The sequence below is a fragment of the Chitinivorax sp. PXF-14 genome (genome assembly GCF_040812015.1).
Taxonomy (GTDB): domain Bacteria; phylum Pseudomonadota; class Gammaproteobacteria; order Burkholderiales; family SCOH01; genus JBFNXJ01.
Genome location: NZ_JBFNXJ010000006.1, coordinates 146571 through 167271 on the forward strand (window position 1 = coordinate 146571; position 20701 = coordinate 167271).

Below are 20701 nucleotides of genomic sequence, written 5' to 3' on the forward strand. Positions count from 1 at the left end.
CGGTTTTTTCATTCCGAATAAACCGTCAGGCTTAGTGGAACTGTTCTTCTTCGGTCGAACCGGTCAGCGCGGTAACCGAGGACTTGCCACCCTGGATTACGGTGGTGATGTCGTCGAAGTAGCCGGTGCCAACTTCTTGCTGGTGCGAAACGAAGGAGTAGCCACGGTCGCGTGCTGCGAATTCCGGCTCTTGTACCTTCTCGACGTAAGCCGACATGCCGCGCGCAACGTAGTCTTGCGCCAGGTCGAACATGTTGTACCACATGTTGTGGATACCGGCCAAAGTGATGAACTGGTACTTGTAGCCCATTGCGCCCAGCTCGCGCTGGAACTTGGCGATGGTTGCATCGTCCAGATTCTTCTTCCAGTTGAAGGAAGGCGAGCAGTTGTAAGCGAGCAGCTTGCCCGGGTGCTTGGCGTGAACGGCTTCGGCGAACTTCTTGGCAAAAGCCAGGTCCGGCGTGCCGGTTTCGCACCATACCAGGTCAGCGTAGTCAGCGTAGGCAATCGCGCGGCTGATAGCTTGCTCGATACCCTTCTTGGTCTTGTAGAAGCCTTCGGCAGTGCGTTCGCCAGTCAGGAACGGCTTGTCGTTTTCGTCGTAGTCGCTGGTCAGCAGGTCAGCAGCTTCAGCATCGGTACGAGCGATAACCAGGGTCGGTACGCCGTAAACGTCAGCAGCCATACGTGCAGCGATCAGCTTTTGAACGGCTTCTTGCGTCGGAACCAGAACCTTGCCGCCCATGTGGCCGCACTTCTTCACGGAAGCCAGTTGGTCTTCGAAGTGAACGCCACCCGCGCCAGCTCGGATCATGGACTTCATCAGTTCGTATGCGTTCAGCACGCCGCCGAAACCGGCTTCAGCATCAGCAACGATCGGAGCGAAGTAGTCAACGAAGCCAGCGTCGCCGCGCTCAACACCCTTGGAGTGCTGGATTTCGTCAGCACGGGTGAAGGCGTTGTTGATGCGCTCAACGACCTTGGGTACCGAGTCAACCGGGTACAGCGACTGGTCCGGGTACATGGCGGAGTATTCGTTGTTGTCAGCAGCAACTTGCCAGCCCGACAGGTAGATGGCCTTGATGCCAGCCTTGACTTGCTGCATGGCTTGGCCGCCGGTCAGGGCGCCCAGGCAGTTGATGTACGGCTCGTTGTTGACGAGGTTCCACAGCTTCTCGGCGCCACGGCGAGCCAGGCTGTATTCGTTCTGGACGGAGCCGCGCAGGCGCTCGACGTCAGCAGCAGTGTAACCACGCTTGATACCTTTCCAGCGCGGATTCGTGTCCCAGTCTTTCTGAATCGCGGCAATGCGTTCTTCGCGAGTAGTCATTTAGTTGATCCCCAAGAGAGTAAAGAGTGACTGAAAGATTGATGCATGGCATCAATCGGTGGCCGCTGCCAATGGCTGCGACACGCTTCACGGGAGGCGCCAGAGATCGAGTCTGGCCAGCTTTGGCGGGCGGCGTGGTTAACGCTTCCCAGGTGGCGCACGGCTGTTCGGATTGGTCTGCCGTGGTCGTGACCTAAAGCTTTGGTGGCCCGATTATAGACGCGTTATGTGCAGTGCAGCAACCATAACGTTTAAAACGACCGTTTTCATGCAATAGGGGCTATCCCCTAAGTACGAACCCTGAAAAGCAAACGCTCGTTTGAAACGAGTGTATTACACTTTTTTCTATCATGGCTATTGAAATTTTCTATGCCTGTCCCGATTTGTCTGCCATGTGTTTGAACATGCCTTTTGTTACGAGGGATTGAGATGCAAGGCTCCAACGATATGCACCCCCAGGAAGACGGGACGAACAAGGCTCAGCAGACTGGCGCCGACCCATCGATCGATGCACCGGAAATCATGCCCAGTGTCGAGGAATTGCTGCGCGACGCCGAATTGAAGGCTGCGGAACACCACGACGCATGGCTGCGTGCCAAGGCTGACGCCGAGAATATCCGCCGCCGTGCGCACGAAGACGTGCAGAACGCACACAAGTATGCGATTGCCAAATTCGCGACCGACCTGCTGGCCGTCAAGGATAGCCTCGAGATGGCGCTCAAGGACAACAGCTCGATCGAGAACATCAAGGTCGGTGTCGAGATGACGCTCAAGCAGCTCGTCAACGCCTTCGACAAGGTGCAGCTGAGCGAGATCAACCCGATGGGCGAGAAGCTCGATCCGCATAAGCACCAGGCCATCTCGGTGGTGCCGGCCGACGCCGAGCCCAATACCGTGGTGAATGTGATGCAGAAGGGCTACCAGCTCGCTGACCGCGTGATCCGCCCGGCCATGGTCGTCGTCGCCAAGACCAAGGATTGATGCGGCTTACAGCCCGGCTGCAGGCAGCTCCAGAGGCGGCTTGCAGCCGGGCTTGAAATGTGGTGCGAACACCCCATTTCTGAAACAGGGTTATTCGGATTCAACCGCGCTGCGGGATACGCAGCGTGACGAAAGGAAGAGAAAACATGGGCAAGATTATTGGTATTGACCTCGGCACCACCAACTCCTGCGTGGCAGTGATGGAGAACGGCCAGCCGAAGGTGATTGAAAACTCGGAAGGCACGCGCACCACGCCGTCGATCATCGCTTACATGGAAGACGGCGAGATCCTGGTCGGCGCACCGGCCAAGCGCCAGGCAGTGACCAACCCGAAGCATACGCTGTTTGCGGTGAAGCGCCTGATCGGCCGCCGCTTCGAGGAAAAGGAAGTGCAGAAGGACATCGACCTGATGCCTTACGAAATCCTCAAGGCTGACAACGGCGACGCCTGGGTCAAGGTATACGACAGGAAGCTGGCGCCGCCGCAGGTGTCGGCCGACGTGCTGCGCAAGATGAAGAAGACCGCCGAAGACTACCTCGGCGAAGAAGTGACCGAAGCGGTGATCACCGTGCCGGCCTACTTCAACGACAGCCAGCGCCAGGCAACCAAGGATGCAGGCCGCATCGCCGGCCTCGAAGTGAAGCGCATCATCAACGAGCCGACCGCGGCAGCGCTGGCTTTCGGCATGGACAAGAAAGAGGGTGACCGCAAGATCGCCGTCTACGACCTGGGCGGTGGTACTTTCGACATCTCGATCATCGAGATCGCTGAGCTCGACGGTGAGCACCAGTTCGAAGTGCTATCGACCAATGGCGACACCTTCCTGGGCGGCGAAGACTTCGACCAGCGCATCATCGATTACATCATCGGCGAGTTCAAGAAGGACTCCGGCGTTGACCTGAAGCAGGACGTGCTGGCGCTGCAACGCCTGAAGGAAGCGGCCGAGAAGGCCAAGATCGAGCTGTCGTCGGGCCAGCAGACCGAAGTCAACCTGCCGTACATCACGGCCGACGCGACTGGGCCCAAGCACCTGGCGGTGAAGATCACCCGTGCCAAGTTCGAGAGCCTGGTGGAAGACCTGATCGAGCGTTCGATCGAGCCTTGCCGCATCGCGATCAAGGATGCCGGCCTCAAGGTCACCGATATCGACGACGTGATCCTGGTCGGCGGCCAGACCCGCATGCCCAAGGTGCAGGAGAAGGTCAAGGAGTTCTTCGGCAAGGAAGCGCGTCGCGACGTGAATCCGGACGAAGCCGTGGCCGTTGGTGCCGCGATCCAGGGCGGCGTACTGAAGGGTGATGTGAAGGATGTGCTGCTGCTCGACGTGAGCCCGCTGTCGCTCGGTATCGAGACGCTCGGTGGTGTGATGACCAAGCTGATCAAGAAGAACACCACGGTGCCGACCAAAGCCTCGCAAGTGTTCTCGACCGCCGACGACAACCAGAGCGCCGTGACCATTCACGTGCTGCAGGGTGAGCGCGAGACGGCCCATGCCAACAAGTCGCTGGGCCAGTTCAATCTCGAGGGCATCCCGGCTGCACCGCGCGGCATGCCGCAGATCGAGGTGATCTTCGACATCGACGCCAACGGCATCCTGCACGTGTCGGCCAAGGACAAGGCCACCGGCAAGGAAAACAAGATCACCATCAAGGCGAACTCGGGCTTGTCCGAGGAAGAAATCCAGAACATGGTGAAGGATGCCGAAGCGCATGCCGACGACGACAAGAAGCTGATGGAGCTCGTCACTGCGCGTAACCAGCTCGATGGCCTGATCCACTCAGTGAAGAAGTCGCTCGGCGAGTTCGGCGACAAGATCGGCGCCGACGACAAGGCCAAGATCGAAGCCGCGCTGAAGGATGCCGAAGGCGTGGTGAAGGGTGACGACAAGGCCGATATCGATGCCAAGGCCGAAGCGCTGACTACTGCCGCGCACAAGCTCGCCGAGCAGATGTACGCGCAGCAGCAGCCGGAAGGCGGCGCGGCACCTGGTGCCGATGCCGGCAAGGGCGATGACGGCAACGTGGTCGACGCTGAATTCGAAGAGGTGAAGAAGGGCTAAGCCCGGTCGTCCGCCGCGCGAGTGGTGTGACGTTCTGGCCGGATTGTGGTCGTTGCGCTCGGCGCGGCACCCGGTCCGGCCGTTTTCGTGATGAAGGCCATCGCGCCCGTGAGCTGCGGCGCACGATGGCGTGCTGCAAATGACGATGTGAACGACCATGTCGAAAAAAGACTACTACGAAGTGCTGGGCCTGAATCGCGATGTGTCGGAAGACGACATCAAGAAGGCCTATCGCAAGCTCGCGATGAAATACCATCCGGACCGCAACCCGGATAATCCGCAGGCGGAAGAGAAGTTCAAAGAGGCCAAGGAGGCCTACGAAATTCTCTCCGACGATCAGAAGCGCGCGGCCTATGACCAGTACGGTCATGCCGGCGTCGATCCGCAGGCCGGCATGGGCGGCGGTGGCGGACAAGGCTTCGGCGGCTTTGCCGATGCCTTTGGCGACATCTTCGGCGATATCTTCGGCGGCGGCCGGGGGGGCGGCGGGCGCTCGAATGTCTACCGTGGCGCGGACCTGCGCTACAACCTCGAAATCACGCTCGAAGAGGCTGCGCGCGGCTGCGAGAAGCAGATTCGCATCCCAACCATGGAAGAGTGCGGCACCTGCCACGGCAGCGGCGCCAAGCCCGGCACGCAGGCCAAGACCTGCTCGACCTGCGGTGGCCACGGCCAGGTGCGCATGCAGCAGGGCTTCTTCTCGATCCAGCAGGCCTGCCCGACCTGCCACGGCACCGGCAAGGTGATTCCCGATCCATGCAACACCTGCCATGGCGCGGGCCGCGTCAAGTCGCACAAGACCTTGTCGGTGAAAATTCCGGCCGGGATCGACGAGGGCGATCGCATCCGCCTGGCTGGCGAAGGCGAGCACGGCACCAATGGCGGCCCCAACGGCGACCTGTATGTGCAGATGCACATCAAGGAGCACGCGGTATTCCAGCGTGATGGCGTGGACTTGCATTGCGAGATGCCGATCAGCTTCTCCACTGCGGCACTCGGCGGCGAGATCGAAATCCCCACGCTCGATGGCGCGGCGAAGATCAAGATCCCGGCGGAAACCCAGTCCGGCAAGGTGTTCCGCCTGCGTGGCAAGGGCATCAAGCCGGTACGTGGCTCGATCCCGGGCGACCTGATGTGCCATGTCGTGGTGGAAACGCCGGTGAACCTGACCTCGCGGCAGAAAGAACTGCTGCGCGAGTTCGAGGAAATCTCGCAAAGCGACAGCGCCGTGCACAACCCGCGCGCCAAGTCGTGGATGGACAAGGTCAAGGACTTCTTCAGCTGAACACCGCTCGCGCCCGCCTTGGGTGGGGCAGGAAAAACGGGCCGGAGACGGCCCGTTTTTTTCGGACTTGGAAAGGGCTGAGCTGGTAGCCGGGCAGCGGTGCCGCGCAACTTGCATGCCTTGCCATCCGTCAAGGCCTGGAGCAAGCTCTTGCTCGGTTCGTTTTTACCAGTTATTTCAAATGCATATTGACGCTGGCGTGAGCGCTGGGGCTGCCTTGCGGGGCCGGATCGGTTAAACTTGCCGCCTTTACGGTACGAAGCAGGAATCCCCCACCATGCAACGAGTCGTCATCAGCGGTACCGGACTCTATACCCCGCCTTATTCGATCAGCAACGAAGAGCTGGTCGCCGCCTTCAACGAATATGTCGCACTGACCAACGAAGCCAACCGCGCAGCCATCGAGGCCGGCGACATGGCACCGCTGGCGCCGTCCAGCGTCGAATTCATCGAGAAGGCATCGGGCATCAAGAGCCGCTATGTGATGGAAAAGAGCGGTATTCTCGACCCGGCTCGCATGCATCCGCACATTCCCGAGCGCCCCAACGAGGCGCTGTCGCTGCAGGCCGAGATTGCCGTGGCGGCGGCGCGCGAGGCACTGGCCAACGCCGGCCGCCGCGCCGACGAGGTCGATGCGGTGATCGTTGCCTGCTCCAATATGCAGCGGCCTTATCCGGCGGTGTCGATCGAAATCCAGCAGGCGCTGGGGTGTGGTGGCTACGCCTTTGACATGAACGTGGCGTGCTCCTCGGCGACCTTCGGTATCGAGCAGGCCGCCAACGCGATCAAGGCGGGCACGGCGCGCGTGGTGCTGGTGCTGAACCCGGAAATCTGCTCGGGCCACCTCGAATTCCGCGACCGCGATTGCCACTTCATCTTTGGCGACGTGTGCACGGCCGTCGTGCTTGAGGCCGAAGGCGAGGCGAAAGCCGGCTCATTCGAGGTGCTCGGCACCAAGCTGGCGACGGTGTTTTCGAACAATATCCGCAACAACTTCGGCTTTCTCAACCGCTTCGACGAGTCGGGCATAGGCGCCCGCGACAAGCTCTTCGTGCAGGAAGGCCGCAAGGTGTTCAAGGAAGTCTGCCCGATGGTGGCGGAGCATGTCGGCAGCCATCTACAGGCTCACGACATCGCACCGACCGACGTCAAACGCTACTGGCTGCACCAGGCCAACCTGGCGATGAACCAGCTGATCGTCAAGCGCTTGCTGGGGCGCGATGCCTCGCTCGAAGAGGCACCGGTGATCCTCGACGAATACGCGAACACCAGCTCGGCTGGCTCCATCATCGCCTTCCACAAGTACTCGGGCGATCTGGCCGCCGGCGAGCTGGGCGTAATTTCGTCGTTCGGCGCGGGCTATTCGGTCGGTAGCGTGATCCTGCGCAAGCTCTGAACGCCGCAGCGGCTGCAACGACAAACCGCGGGTGCGCCCGCGGTTTTTTCATGCCGCGAGCTTGGAAGCCGCTCTGCGCCTCACGTAGAATCAATGGATGGCAGCGAGGGGGACGGTATTGACGCGGGTTCGCGGATTTCAGGTGGGATGCATGATGCTGGCCTTGGCCCTGGCAAGGGCTGCCTACGCGGCCGACTTCGGCTACAGCGTCGAGGTCGATGCTGACGACTCGGCGCTGACATCGCTGCTCGAGCGTTATCTCGACATCGTCAAATATCGCGGCAACGAGCTGATGTCGCCCGACCAGCTGCGCCGGCTTTATCGCGACATGCCCGCGCAGGCGGCCGACCTGCTGGCGACCGAGGGCTATTTTTCGCCGAAGATCACGCCCACGCTCAGCGAGACCGGCCAGCACTGGCAGGTGGGGCTGAAGGTGCAGGCGGGCGAGCCGACCCTGATCGATACGCTCGACCTGACCGTTGACGGCGCGCTCAATGACGAGCCCGATGCCGAGCGCCGCAAGCGTGCCATGCAGCGGGCCTGGCCGCTGAAGCCGGGGCTGCAGTTTCGCCAGGCCGATTGGGTGGACGCCAAGCGCCGCGCCTTGCAGGTGCTGCTGACCGATCGCTTCCCGGCTGCCACAGTCGCCGACAGCGAGGCGCGCATCGACCCGGCGAGCAACCGCGCGCAGCTCCGCGTCAAATACGACAGCGGACCGCGTTTCACGCTGGGGGCGGTGAGCGTGGCCGGCTTGCAACGTTATCCGCAGGCGATCGTCGACCATCTGCACGAAATCCGTCCCGGCGACCCATACGACTATGCCAAGCTCAGCGAGCTGCAATCCGCGCTGCTGGCCACGCCTTATTTCAAGTCGGTGTATGTCGAGGTGGAAACCGACCCTGCCGCACCCGAGCAGGTGCCGGTCAAGGTGACCGTGGTCGAGGCGCCGCTGCAGAAGATCTCGCTCGGCGTCGGCTATGGCACCGACAAGGGGGCACGCACCGAGGCCGATTACCGCTACAACAACGTGCTCGACCGGGGCTGGCTGTTCCGTGCCAAGACCACCATCGAGCAGCGCCAGCAGACCGGGGAAGTCGGCATCGACCTGCCGCGCAATGCAAAGGGCTATTACGACGGCGCCTACGCGCGCATCAACCGGCAGGAGGCCCAGGGCCTGGTGACGGCGAAGAAGGAAACCGGTGCGACCCGCTCGCGCAGCAAGGGCATCATCACCACCTCGCTCGGCGTCAGCTATCTGACCGAGGATGCGACGCTCGGCGACGTGCACACCAGCAACCAGGCGCTGACGCTCTCGTACAAATGGGTGCGCCGCGATGTCGACAACGTGCTCGACCCGCGCCGCGGCAATGTGATCGAGCTGCAGAGCGCGGGCGCGGTGCGTGGCATGTTGTCGGATACCTCGTTCGTGCGCGGCTACGCGCGCGGCGTGCTCTACCACTCGTTTGGCGCCGGGCGCACGGTGCAGCTGCGCGGCGAGGCCGGGCAGGTGGTGGCGGAAGACGCTGCCCGCGTGCCGACCGATTGGCTGTTCCGCGTCGGCGGCTCGGGCTCGGTGCGTGGCTACGCCTTCGAGAGCCTCGGCGTGCCGGCCGAGGGCGGCGTCCAGCCCGGCAAGGTGATGGCAACCACCTCGGTCGAGTACCAGCAGCATGTGGTCGGCAACTGGCGGGCCGCCGTATTCGTCGATGCGGGTAATGCGGCGGAATCCTGGCAGTCGTTTCATTTCGCCCGCGGTTATGGTGCAGGCGCGCGCTGGAAGAGCCCGGTCGGACCGTTTGCCCTCGATCTCGCCTATGGCGAGGATGCCCGCAAGTGGCGCCTGCATTTCACGCTCGGCGTGGCTTTCTGACCTAACCCGATGGCTGACACCGTTCCTCCTGCTCCCTCACGGCCTGGCCGCTCCTTCGCGCGCCGTGCGTTGCGCGCGGTGTTGGCAGCGCTGCTGTTGGCCGTGTTCATCCTCGTTGGACTCGGGCTGCTGCTCGGCAGCGAGCGCGGCCTGTCATGGAGCGTGGCGGCCATCAACCGGCTGGCCGCCGGCACGCTGGCGATCGATCATACGAGCGGCTCGCTGCGGCGCCACCTGACCGTGCTCGGGCTCAAGCTCGATGTCGGCGACACGCATGCCCGGGTCGACCGGGCCGAGCTCGACTGGCGGCCGCTCGCGCTGCTGCACGGCAAGCTCGACATCGCCTCGTTCACCATCGGCAGCCTCACCATCGACAGCAAGCCCAGCGACCAGCCGACACCATTTCCCACCAGACTGCGCCTGCCGCTCGCGCTCGAAGTCGGGCAGCTGAGCATCGGCCGGCTGTGGCTCGCCCAAAGCAAGCTTGAGCTCACCGGCATCGCCGCAACACTGAGTAGCGACGGCCTGCGCCATCGGCTGCAGCTGGCCTCGCTGCATACCCCGTGGGGCCGCGCCAACGGGCGCCTGGCGCTGACGGGCGATGCGCCCTATGCGCTCGATGGCTCGGTCGCCTTCGATGGCGGCCTCGATACTCATCCGGTCAGCGGCACGGCGACGCTGAGCGGCAACCTGCGCCAGTTGCGCGTGGCGTCGCAACTGCGCAGCGGCGATGCGGGTGTGGTGCTCGATGCGCGGCTGGTGCCGTTCGCCACCAGCCTGCCCGGGCGTATCCACTCGCTGCGGGCCGAGCTGCGTGATGTCGAGCTGCCGGTATTCCTGCCCGGCGCGCCCAAGGCCAGGCTGGCCGGCGGTGTCTATGTCGAGCCGGCGGCCGGCGGCTGGCGCGGCCATGTCGACCTCGCCAACGGGGAGGCCGGCGCGATCGATGCCGGGCGCATCCCGGTCGAGCGCCTGGCCGGCGAGCTGCATTTTGATGGGAAGCGCCTGCTTGCCCACGAGCTGACCGCCTATCGCGCCGGCGGCTCGCTGCGCGTCAACGGCAGTGCTGCCACCGGGGCGCTGGCGCTCTCTGGCGAGGCCCGCGCGATTGATCCCCGTTCGATCTACTCAAGCCTGGTCAAGGGCGCGGCGAGCGGCACGCTCAAGCTGACGGGGCCGCTGATCGAGCCGCGTCTCGAAGTCGAGCTGGCCGACCCCCGTCTCGGGCTTGCCGGTGCGATGCGCTGGGCCCGCCAGACCGGGCATGAGGCCATCGTGATCGAGCGCGCGCGGTTCACCCACGCCGGCGGCGAGGCCGACATCAGCGGCCGGCTGGGGCTGGATTCCCGGCTCGACTACGCGGCCGAGGTGGTGCTGCGCCGCTTCCATCCAGATGCCTTTGTGGCCATGCCGCGCTCCGAGTTCAATCTCACCGCCAAGGCGCATGGCGCCTTCAAGCCGAACTGGCGGGTGGACGCCCAGTTCAAGCTGCTGGACAGCCACTATGGCCGTATTCCGCTATCCGGCGAGGGCGCGCTGGCCATTGGCCCGACGCGGCTCGAACAGGCCGATCTCAGCCTGCGTGTTGCCGCCAACACGCTGCGGGCGAAAGGACGGCTGGGCCTGGCCGACGACAGGCTGCTGCTCGACATCGATGCGCCCGACCTGGCGTTGCCGGGCTTGCCGCTGGCCGGCAAGGCCAAGGGGAAGATCACCCTGAGCGGGCCGTTTGCGCAGGTGGCGGTCGAGGGCGACATGCAGGTCGACGGCCTGCGCCTGCCGGGCAATACGACGATCGAGCATCTGGCCGCGACGCTGAAGCTGCAGGCCAGCGCCACAGGGCGCGCCGATGCCAAGGTGACGGCCGCTGGCGTGCAAGCGGGCGGCCAGCACATTGACAAGGCCGAGCTGACGCTGGCCGGCACGCGTGCGGCCCACGACCTGGCGTTCGTGGCGACAGGCCAGCTCGCCGATACCGCAGTGGACATGAGCCTGGCTGCCCATGGCGCGCTCGGCGATGGCTGGCACTGGCAGGGCACGCTGCAGCGGCTCGACAACAAGGGGCGCTACGCCGTCGCCCTGATGGCACCGGTGAGCCTGGCGCTGGCGCCCGACGCCGCCAGCCTCGGTGCGGCCCGGCTGAAGCTCATCGACACCGAGCTTCAGCTGGACACGCTCGACTGGTCCGGCGGGCGCGTCAGTACGCGGGGTGCGGCGCAGGCGGTCGATCTGGCCAGCCTGATCCGTTTCTCGGGCAGGGAGCTGCCGCTCAGTACCGACCTGGTGTTCGGGCTGCGCTGGGATCTCAAGCTCGCCGACCATCTCAACGGCACGCTCGAACTCACCCGCCAGCGCGGCGACCTGGTGCTCGAAGAGGTCGGCTCCGCCGACGGGCTGCCGATGAAGCTCGAGCGTGCCGCGATAGTGCTGCGCGCCGTGAATGACCACCTGACGGGCCAGGCCGAGCTCAAGTCGACCACGCTCGGCGCGCTGGCGGGCGACGTGGATGTATTCGTCACCCGTGGCGAGCAGGGGTGGCAGGTGTCACGCACGACACCGTATGCCTGGAAGCTGGCCGGCGAGATGAGCTCCATCGCCTGGGCGGGCCCGCTGCTCGGCCCGGTGACGAAGCTGGGCGGGCGCCTGGCGGTCGACCTGCGTGCGCAGGGTTTCGTCGGCAAACCCAATCTGGCCGGCTGGCTCAAGGCCAGCGAGGTGAAACTGAGCGACCCGGAGCGCGGTGTCGATTTCAAGGATGGGCGCGTCAGTGCGGTGTTCCAGCAGGACCGCGTGGTAATGCAGGACTTCCATCTGGCGGCAGGCAAGGGCACCTTGACCGGCAGCGGCACGCTGCTGCTCGGGCTGGATATGCCCAGTGTCGACATGAAGCTGGTGGCCAGACAGTTTGCCGTGCTCACCCGGCCTGACCGGCAACTGACGGTGACGGGTGAGGGCGGTGTGCGCTATGTCGACCAGCAATTGCACATCGATGCCAAGCTGAGTGCCGACAGTGGCCACTTCGAAGTCGGCAATAGTGATGTGCCGGCGCTCGGCGACGATGTCGTGGTGGTCGGCCGCGCGCCGCGCAATGCGAAGAAAGGCGGTTCGCTGCCGCTCTACCTGACGGCCAGCTTCGATCTGGGCGAGCGCCTGACGGTGCGCGGCAAGGGCCTCGACGCCACGCTGGGCGGCTCGGTGCTGCTCCGGGCCGCGCCCAAGCGTGCGCTGACGGCGGCCGGCACGGTCACCGTGACGCGGGGGCGCTATACCGCCTACGGCCAGAACCTGAGCGTGAGCCGCGGCAACATCAGTTTTCAGGGACCGATCGACAATCCGCTGCTCGACATCGTCGCCATCCGCCCGGGGCTGAGCGTCGAGGTCGGCGTGCAGGTCAGCGGTACGGCGCTGGCGCCACGCGTCCAGCTCACCTCCGACACGCCGATGCCGGATGCCGAGAAACTGTCCTGGCTGGTGCTCGGCAAGCCCAGCTCGGGGCTGAAGCAGGGCGATGCCGCTTCGCTATTGATGGTGGCGAGCGGCCTGCTGGGCGGCGATACGGCCAACTCGCTGGTCAAGTCGCTGGCCGACAGCGTGGGGCTCGACGAGATCAGCATCGGCCAGAGCGAGAACACGACGAGCAACGGCAGCAATGGCAGCAGCGCCAGCAGCAATGGCGAAAGCAATCTGTCGACCCAGGTGGTGACGCTCGGCAAGCGCCTGTCCGATCGTGCCTACCTTGCCTACGAGCAAGGCCTGACGGGGGCCAGCGCCGCCCTCAAGCTCACTTACCAGCTCACCCGCAGCCTCTCCTTCGTGGCGCGTGCCGGCCAGCAGCAAAGCCAGGTCGACCTGTTCTACACCCACGCCTTCGACTGATCCCGGTCCCGACCGCCAGCCCGGTTTGTGGGCATTTTTGCAACAGCCGACTACACTCAAGTCACGTTGCGAGACTGGCTGGCTGCCGCCCGCGCGATGGTCGTGATAAGTTATCGCCCGTGCGTGCATACGCATTCAGGCTGTAGGACGCTGTCTGGACGATCCAGGGGCAACCCCGAATCGCCAGCGGTGATCTTGATATATACCCATACAACACCGTCTGAGAGGAAAAGACATGCAACACAAGCTGCTGAAACTCGCCGTGACTGCCGCGCTGGTTGGCATTGCCGGCACCACCTTCGCTGCCGGCAAGACCCTGGTTTATTGTTCCGAAGCGAGCCCGGAAGGCTTCGACCCTGGCCCGTACACGGCCGGCGGCACCTTCGATGCCTCGGCTGAAGCCGTCTACAACCGCCTGGTCGAATTCGAGCGCGGCGCCACCAAGGTACAGCCTGGCCTGGCCGAAAGCTGGGAGATCTCGCCCGATGGCCTGACCTACACCTTCAAGTTGCGCAAGGGTGTGAAGTTCCACACCACCGACTACTTCAAGCCGACGCGTGATTTCAACGCCGACGACGTGGTCTTCACCTTCACCCGCATGATCGACAAGGATCAGCCCTTCCGCAAAGCCTATCCGGTCGAGTTCCCGTACGCCTCCGACATGGGCATGGATGCGAACATCGCCAAGGTGGAAAAGGTCGACCCCTACACCGTGCGCTTCGTGCTGAAGAAAATCGACGCCCCGTTCGTGCAGAATCTGGCCATGAGCTTCGCGTCGATCCTGTCCGCCGAGTACGCCGACAAGCTGCTCAAGGATGGCAAGCCGCAGCAGATCAACCAGCAGCCGATCGGCACCGGTCCCTTCGTATTCAAGAGCTACCAGAAGGATGCGTCGATTCGCTATGATGCCAACAAGGAATACTGGAAGAAGGGCGAGGTCAAGCTCGACAAGCTGATCTTCGCGATCACCACCGACCCGTCGGTGCGCTACCAGAAGCTCAAGGCCGGCGAATGCCAAATCATGTCCTACCCGCGTCCGGCCGACCTGGCCGGCATGAAGGCGGACCCGAAGCTGACCGTACCGAGCCAGGCTGGCTTCAACCTGGGCTACCTCGCCTACAACGTCAAGCACAAGCCGCTCGACAAGCTCGAAGTACGCGAAGCGCTCGACATGGCGATCAACAAGAAGGCGATCATCGACGCCGTGTATCAGGGCGCAGGCCAGGCCGCGACCAACCCGATGCCGCCGACCCAGTGGTCCTACGACAAGTCGATCAAGGATGCCGGCTACAACCCGGACAAGGCCAAGGCCCTGCTGAAGAAGGCCGGCATTGCCGAGGGCACCGAGATCACCCTGTGGGCGATGCCGGTACAACGCCCGTACAACCCCAACGCCAAGCTGATGGCCGAAATGATCCAGAACGACTGGGGCAAGGTCGGCATCAAGGCCAAGATCGTCAGCTACGAGTGGGGCGAGTACCTGAAGCGCGGCAAGGCTGGCGAACATGACGCAATGCTCGTGGGCTGGACCGGCGACAATGGCGATCCGGACAACTGGCTCGGCGTGAACCTGGGCTGCGAGGCCGTGGGCGGCAACAACTACGCGATGTGGTGCAACAAGGAGTTCGACGACCTCATCGTCAAGGGCAAGCAGACCACCGACACGAAGAAGCGCACCGAGTACTACACCAAGGCACAGCAGATCTTCAAGAAGGAACTGCCATGGACCACGATCGCGCACTCGACGGTTTACCAGCCGATGCGCAAGGACGTGGAAGGCTTCAAGATCAGCCCATTCGGTCTGAACTCCTTCTACGGCGTGGGCCTGAAGTAAACGGCATCGCTTAGAGGCTGTTCACGATCTTGCTGCGAGGTCGTGAACCGCCTCTTAGACAACAAGAAAGGGACAGGTACGACCTGTCCCTTTTCACAATAAAACCCAGCAGGGAGAGAGAGTATGACTACACGCAACTGGCTACCGCTGGTAGCCGCACTGGCCTTGGCCATGGGCAGCCAGGCCCAGGCTGCCAAGGTGTTGACCGTGTGCTCCGAAGCGAGCCCGGAAGGTTTCGACATCTCGATGTACACCGCCGCCGTCACCGCCGATGCGACCTCGGAGGCGGTGCACAACCGCCTGGTCGAATTCGAGCGCGGCTCGACCAAGGTGCTGCCCGGCTTGGCGGATCGGTGGGACATCTCCAAGGATGGCCTGAGCTACACCTTCTATCTGCACAAGGGGGTGAAGTTTCACACCACCGACTATTTCAAGCCGAGCCGCGAGTTCAACGCCGACGATGTGGTATGGACCTTCAAGCGCATGCTCGACAAGAGCCACCCGTGGTACAAGGTCAGCCCGCGCGGCTACCCTTACGCCGACGGGATGGAGTTCCCGACGCTGATCAAGTCCATCGACAAGATCGACCCTTACACCGTCAGGTTCACGCTGAGCAAGCCCGAGGCGCCCTTTCTGGCCGATCTGGCGATGGGCTTCGCCTCCATCTTCTCGGCCGAATACGGCGACCAGCTGCTCAAGGCCGGCAAGACCAACCAGCTCAACCAGCTGCCGATCGGCACCGGCCCTTTTGTCTTCCGTCGCTACGAAAAGGATGCACAGATCCGCTATGACGGCTTCAAGGACTATTTCCGCGGCAAGCCGGCGATCGACAAGCTGATCTTCGCGATCGCCCCGGATACCGCCGTGCGCATCCAGAAGCTCAAGGCCGGCGAGTGCCAGATCGCGCTGTACCCGCTGCCGGCGGATGTGCCCAATCTGCGCCGGGACCCGAAGCTGCAGGTCGGCGAGCTCAATGCGTTGATGACTGGCTATCTGGCCTTCAACACCCAGCACAAGCCGCTGGACAAGAAGGAGGTGCGCCAGGCGATCTCGCTCGCCTTCGACAAGAAGTCCTACGTCAAGGCACTGTTCGGCGAGGCCGCGAGCCCAGCGGTCAACCCCTTCCCATCCACCATGTGGGGCTACAACAAGGACATCAAGGATTACGACTACAACCCGGCCAAGGCGCGTGAACTGTTGAAGCAGGCGGGCCTGCCCAACGGCTTCGATACGACGATCTGGACCCGTCCCGGTGGCGGCACGATCAATCCGAACCCCAAGCTGGGTGCCGAAATGCTGCAGGCCGACCTGAAAAAGATCGGCATCAACGCAACGATCAAGACCATCGAGTGGGGCGAGCTACTCAAGCGCGCCAAGGCGGGTGAACATGATCTCGTATTCAATGGCTGGGCCGGTGACAACGGCGACCCGGATAACTTTCTGACGCCGCTGCTGTCCTGCGCCGCCGCCGAGACCGGGGAGAACTACGCGCGCTGGTGCGACAAGCCTTTCGATGCCTTGCTCGATCGCGCCAAGCTCAGCTCGGACATCAACGTCCGCACCAAGGCCTACCTCGAAGCGCAGAAGATCTTCAAGGAGCAGGCACCCTGGCTGGCGCTGGCGCACCCGACCATGTTCGTTGCGATGCACAAGAATGTCGTCGGTTATAAATTGTCGCCGCTGGGGACAAACAACTATTACGGCGTCGATATCAGGTAGCACACATCGCAGTGACACAAACAAACCGGCCGATCGCCGGTTTGTTTGCATTCAGGTGCATGAAAACGGCTCGTCAATGCCGCGTCCAGCAAGCTTTTCCAGTCTGGCTATGAGGGATTGCAGCAATGGCGGCGCATGCTTTCCTACCTTTAACTGGTAGCGGAACCCGCGCTTCATGACCATGTCTTGCTGCGCTGCAATATCCAATAAATCAAGTTGTTGTTTGCGGACCAAACGGTTAATATCCGCGCACTTTTTGGGGCCCGCCCGCCAACGGCGACGCGGTGTTCCGCATCGGATGCACTCCGATTTCGTGACGGACCGGCGACCCTGGTTCGTGTATTCCACGGGCTGTTGTCAAGCACACAACGGCAGACCATCACGGACAACGCGCCAGCCTTGTCCGGGTCGGCGTTTTGTTTTTGGCTCAGCCTACACGATAGGTTGAATCATGTTCTCCTTCATCCTCAGGAAAATCGGGATGGTGATCCCGACCTTCCTCGGCATCACGCTCCTCGCGTTTGCCCTGATCCACCTCATACCGGGCGACCCCGTCCTGATCATGGTCGGCGAACGCCGACTCGACCCCGAGATGTACAAGGCCGCGATGCATAACCTCGGCCTCGACCTGCCGCTGTGGAAACAGTACCTGGTCTACCTGACCAAGGCGCTGCACGGCGACCTCGGCCTGTCGCTGATCACGAAGGAGCCGGTGATGGACGAGTTCCTCAAGCTGTTCCCGGCGACCGTCGAGCTGTCGATCTGTGCCATGGCATTCGCTACCGTGCTGGGCCTGATCGCCGGCATCCTGGCCGCCATCAAGCGCGGCTCCTGGTTCGACAACACGGTGATGGGCATTGCCATCACCGGCTCGTCGATGCCGATTTTCTGGTGGGGCCTGATCCTGATCATGTTCTTCTCGGTCAATCTTGGCTGGACGCCGGTTTCGGGCCGTATCGACCTCGAGTTCGATATCGTCCCCAAGACCGGCCTGCTGCTGATCGACACGCTGCTATCGGACGAGGAGGGCGCCTTCCGGTCCGCGCTGTCGCACCTGATCCTGCCGTCGATCGTGCTGGGCACCATTCCGCTGGCGATCATCGCGCGTATGACGCGTTCTTCGATGCTCGAAGTGCTGCGCGAGGACTATGTGCGCACCGCCCGCGCCAAGGGGCTGTCGCCGACCCGCGTGATCGCCGTGCATGCGCTGCGCAATGCGCTGATCCCGGTGATCACCGTGATCGGCCTGATGGTGGGCACGCTGCTCGCCGGCGCAGTGCTGACCGAGACCATCTTCTCCTGGCCTGGCGTGGGCAAGTGGCTGATCGATGCGATCAGCCGCCGCGACTATCCCGTGGTGCAGGGCGGCATCCTGATCACCGCCACGCTGATCATCATCGTCAATCTGCTGGTGGACATCATGTACGGTGTCATCAACCCGCGCATCCGCCACGCGAGGTAAGCCATGAACGCACAAACAACAACCGCCAGCCTGGCGCCCGAGGCCGTGGCGATGAGCTACCCGTCGCCGCTCAAGGAGTTCTGGCAGAGCTTCTCCGCCAACCGCGGTGCGCTGATCGCCATGATCTACATGGTGTGCATGATCGTCGCTGCACTGTTCGCGCCGCTGATCGCGCCGCACAGCCCGATCGAGCAATATCGCGACTTCATGCTCGCGCCGCCGTCGTGGGCGCAGGGCGGCAGCTCGCAGTTCCTGTTCGGCACCGATGACCTGGGGCGCGACATCCTCTCGCGGCTGATCCACGGTGCGCGCCTGTCTCTGTCGATCGGCCTGATGTCGGTTGTCATGTCGATGATTCCCGGCATCGTGCTGGGCCTCACCGCTGCATTTTTCCCGCGTTTCGATACGCTGATCATGCGCTTGATGGACGTGATGCTGGCGCTGCCGTCGCTGCTACTGGCGGTGGCCATCGTCGCCGTGCTCGGCCCCAGCCTGTTCAACACCATGCTGGCCATCGCCATCGTCAGCCTGCCCAACTATGTGCGTCTGACGCGTGCCTCGGCCATGGCCGAGATCAATCGCGAATATGTGATCGCGTCGCGCGTCGCCGGTGCCGGCACGCTGCGGCTGATGTTCGTCACCGTGCTGCCCAATTGCGTGGCGCCGATCATCGTGCAGGCCACCATGGGCTTCTCGTCCGCGATCCTCGACGCCGCCGCGCTGGGCTTCCTGGGCCTGGGCGCACAGCCCCCGCTGCCCGAGTGGGGCACCATGCTGGCCTCGGCGCGCGATTACATCGAGCGCGCGTGGTGGGTGGTGACCATGCCGGGCCTGACCATCCTGTTCTCGGTGCTGGCGCTCAACCTGATGGGCGACGGCCTGCGCGACGCGCTCGACCCGAAACTCAAACGCGTGGCATGAGGTATTTGAATGAGCCTGCTTAAGATACGTAACCTCTCCGTCGCGTTTGGCAACCCGGCGAACCCGTTCCGCGCGGTCGAAGGCATCGACTTCGAGATCAACCGTGGCGAGATCGTCGGCATCGTCGGCGAATCCGGCTCCGGCAAGTCCGTGACCATGCTGGCGCTGATGGGCCTGATCGACGCGCCGGGCCGCGTGACGGCCGACGAGTTGAGCTTCGACGGCAAGAATCTGCTGACCATCTCCGACCGCGAGCGGCGCAAGATCATCGGCAAGGACATCGCGATGATCTTCCAGGACGCGCTGTCGAGCTTGAATCCGAGCTACACCGTCGGCTACCAGATCAAGGAAGTGCTCAAGGTGCATGAAGGCCTGCGCGGCGCGGCGCTCGACAAGCGCGCGCTGGAGCTGCTGGAGATGGTCGAGATTCCCGACCCGAAATCGCGCCTCAATGCTTATCCGCACCAGTTGTCGGGCGGCATGAGCCAGCGCGTGATGATCGCGATGGCGATCGCCTGCCGCCCCAAGCTGCTGATTGCCGACGAGCCGACTACGGCGCTCGACGTCACCATCCAGGCACAGATCATGGACCTGCTGGTCAACCTGCAGAAGCAGCAGGACATGGCGCTGATCATGATCACCCATGACCTGGCCGTGATCGCCGAGATCGCGCACCGGGTGAACGTGATGTATGCCGGACAGGTGGTGGAGACCAATCGCGTGCCGGACATCTTCCACTGGCCGCAACATCCCTATACCCAGGCGCTGCTGGCCTCGATTCCCGAGCACAGCAAGGGGGCCGAACGGCTGTCCACCTTGCCTGGCATCGTGCCCGGCCATTACGACCGGCCCAAGGGCTGTCTGTTGAGCCCGCGCTGCCCCTATGTACAAGAGCGCTGCCGGAGCGAACGCCCGACCATCGGATCGGTCGACGGCATCGGCGTGCGCTGCTTCACTCCGCTGGATAAGGAAGGAAAACCGACCGTATGAGCAAGGTATTGATTGCCCAGGACCTGACCCGTCACTACGAGGTCTCGCGCGGCTTCCTGAAGGGGCATGCAACCGTCAAGGCGCTGAACGGCGTGTCGTTCGAACTCGCGGCCGGCAAGACGCTGGCGGTGGTGGGTGAATCCGGTTGCGGCAAATCCACGCTGGCGCGCAGCCTGACGATGATCGAGCAGCCGACGAGCGGGCACCTGACCATCGATGGCGTCGATATTGCCACGGCCGGCAGCACGACGCTCAAGCAGATGCGCAGCAAGGTGCAGATGGTGTTCCAGAACCCTTATGCATCGCTCAATCCGCGCAAGCAGATCGGCACGGTGCTGGACGAGCCGCTGCTGATCAATACCGGCCTCAGCAAGGCCGAGCGGACGGACAAGGTGAAGGCCATCATGGCCAAGGTCGGCCTGCGTCCCGAGCACTTCCACCGCTACCCGCACATGTTTTCCGGCGGCCAGCGCCAACGCGTGGCGATCGCGCGCGCGATGATCCTAAACCCGAAGATCGTCGTCGCGGACGAGCCGGTGTCGGCGCTCGACGTGTCGATCCAGGCACAGATACTGAACCTGTTCATGGACCTGCAGCAGGAGTTCAAGATCGCCTATGTGTTCATTTCCCACAATCTGTCGGTGGTGGAGCACGTCGCCGACGACGTGATGGTGATGTACCTCGGCTCGACCGTCGAGTACGGAGCCAGCAAGAAGCTCTACAGCCGTCCGCTGCACCCGTACACGCAGGCACTGTTGTCGGCCACGCCGGCTATCCGCGAGGAAGACCGGCGGCAGCAGATCAAGATCCAGGGCGAGTTGCCGAGTCCGCTCAATCCGCCATCCGGCTGTGCCTTCCACAAACGCTGCCCGTTCGCCGTCGAACGCTGCAAGCAGGAGGTGCCCTTGCTGCGGCCGTTTGATGAGCGCATGGTGGCGTGCCACCGGGTCGAGGAAATCAATGCCTGACCGGGGCTG

At 63.3% G+C, this 20701-nt stretch carries 14 protein-coding genes; 12 read left to right on the forward strand and 2 right to left on the reverse strand.

The genetic code is table 11. The features are described from left to right. Positions 1-31 precede the first annotated feature (31 nt). On the reverse strand, positions 32-1330 hold the full coding sequence (aceA, locus tag ABWL39_RS09725; protein WP_367789758.1) for an isocitrate lyase: 1299 nt from the start codon (positions 1328-1330) through the stop codon (positions 32-34). 447 nt (positions 1331-1777) lie between these two features. Here aceA and grpE point away from each other — a divergent pair, with 447 nt between their 5' ends. From grpE to ABWL39_RS09765, 8 genes are all read left to right on the forward strand, one after another. Further along, positions 1778-2311 carry a nucleotide exchange factor GrpE gene (gene grpE / locus ABWL39_RS09730; RefSeq protein ID WP_367789972.1) on the forward strand — a complete coding sequence of 178 codons (534 nt, stop codon included), beginning with the start codon at positions 1778-1780 and terminating at the stop codon, positions 2309-2311. A gap of 146 nt (positions 2312-2457) precedes the next feature. Then, a complete protein-coding gene (dnaK, locus tag ABWL39_RS09735; protein WP_367789761.1) occupies positions 2458-4371 on the forward strand; it encodes a molecular chaperone DnaK in 1914 nt (637 codons plus the stop codon). Between the two features lie 157 nt (positions 4372-4528). Continuing rightward, positions 4529-5656 (forward strand): molecular chaperone DnaJ, encoded by a 1128-nt coding sequence (gene dnaJ, locus ABWL39_RS09740; protein WP_367789764.1) that lies wholly within the window; start codon positions 4529-4531, stop codon positions 5654-5656. A gap of 277 nt (positions 5657-5933) precedes the next feature. After that, a complete protein-coding gene (locus tag ABWL39_RS09745) occupies positions 5934-7052 on the forward strand; it encodes a beta-ketoacyl-ACP synthase III (protein WP_367789767.1) in 1119 nt (372 codons plus the stop codon). Positions 7053-7203: 151 nt separating this feature from the next. Beyond that, a complete protein-coding gene (locus ABWL39_RS09750; protein WP_367789770.1) occupies positions 7204-8922 on the forward strand; it encodes an autotransporter assembly complex family protein in 1719 nt (572 codons plus the stop codon). Positions 8923-8931: 9 nt separating this feature from the next. Then, entirely contained in the window at positions 8932-12798 is a 3867-nt protein-coding gene (locus tag ABWL39_RS09755) for a translocation/assembly module TamB domain-containing protein (protein ID WP_367789773.1), read from the forward strand. A 235-nt stretch (positions 12799-13033) separates the two neighbouring features. Continuing rightward, complete coding sequence (locus ABWL39_RS09760) at positions 13034-14632, forward strand: ABC transporter substrate-binding protein (RefSeq protein ID WP_367789776.1); 1599 nt, start codon at positions 13034-13036, stop codon at positions 14630-14632. Positions 14633-14755: 123 nt separating this feature from the next. Further along, positions 14756-16351, forward strand: coding sequence for an ABC transporter substrate-binding protein (locus ABWL39_RS09765; protein WP_367789779.1), 1596 nt, complete (start codon positions 14756-14758; stop codon positions 16349-16351). Between the two features lie 51 nt (positions 16352-16402). Here the strand turns inward: ABWL39_RS09765 and ABWL39_RS09770 are convergent, their stop codons facing one another. Beyond that, positions 16403-16585, reverse strand: a complete 183-nt coding sequence (locus tag ABWL39_RS09770) for a hypothetical protein (protein ID WP_367789782.1) — start codon at positions 16583-16585, stop codon at positions 16403-16405. A 217-nt stretch (positions 16586-16802) separates the two neighbouring features. Between ABWL39_RS09770 and ABWL39_RS09775 the strand changes: the two genes are divergently transcribed. Genes ABWL39_RS09775 through ABWL39_RS09790 form a run of 4 tightly spaced genes read left to right on the forward strand, consistent with a single transcriptional unit; the run spans position 16803 to position 20692 of the window. Next, on the forward strand, positions 16803-17813 hold the full coding sequence (locus ABWL39_RS09775) for an ABC transporter permease subunit (RefSeq protein ID WP_367789785.1): 1011 nt from the start codon (positions 16803-16805) through the stop codon (positions 17811-17813). 3 nt (positions 17814-17816) lie between these two features. Further along, positions 17817-18734 carry an ABC transporter permease subunit gene (locus ABWL39_RS09780; protein ID WP_367789787.1) on the forward strand — a complete coding sequence of 306 codons (918 nt, stop codon included), beginning with the start codon at positions 17817-17819 and terminating at the stop codon, positions 18732-18734. Positions 18735-18743: 9 nt separating this feature from the next. Beyond that, positions 18744-19724, forward strand: a complete 981-nt coding sequence (locus tag ABWL39_RS09785; protein ID WP_367789790.1) for an oligopeptide/dipeptide ABC transporter ATP-binding protein — start codon at positions 18744-18746, stop codon at positions 19722-19724. Next, positions 19721-20692: a peptide ABC transporter ATP-binding protein gene (locus ABWL39_RS09790; RefSeq protein ID WP_367789793.1), complete on the forward strand. Its 972-nt coding sequence runs from the start codon at positions 19721-19723 to the stop codon at positions 20690-20692. Before ABWL39_RS09785 ends, ABWL39_RS09790 begins: the two co-directional genes overlap by 4 nt. Positions 20693-20701 lie beyond the last annotated feature (9 nt).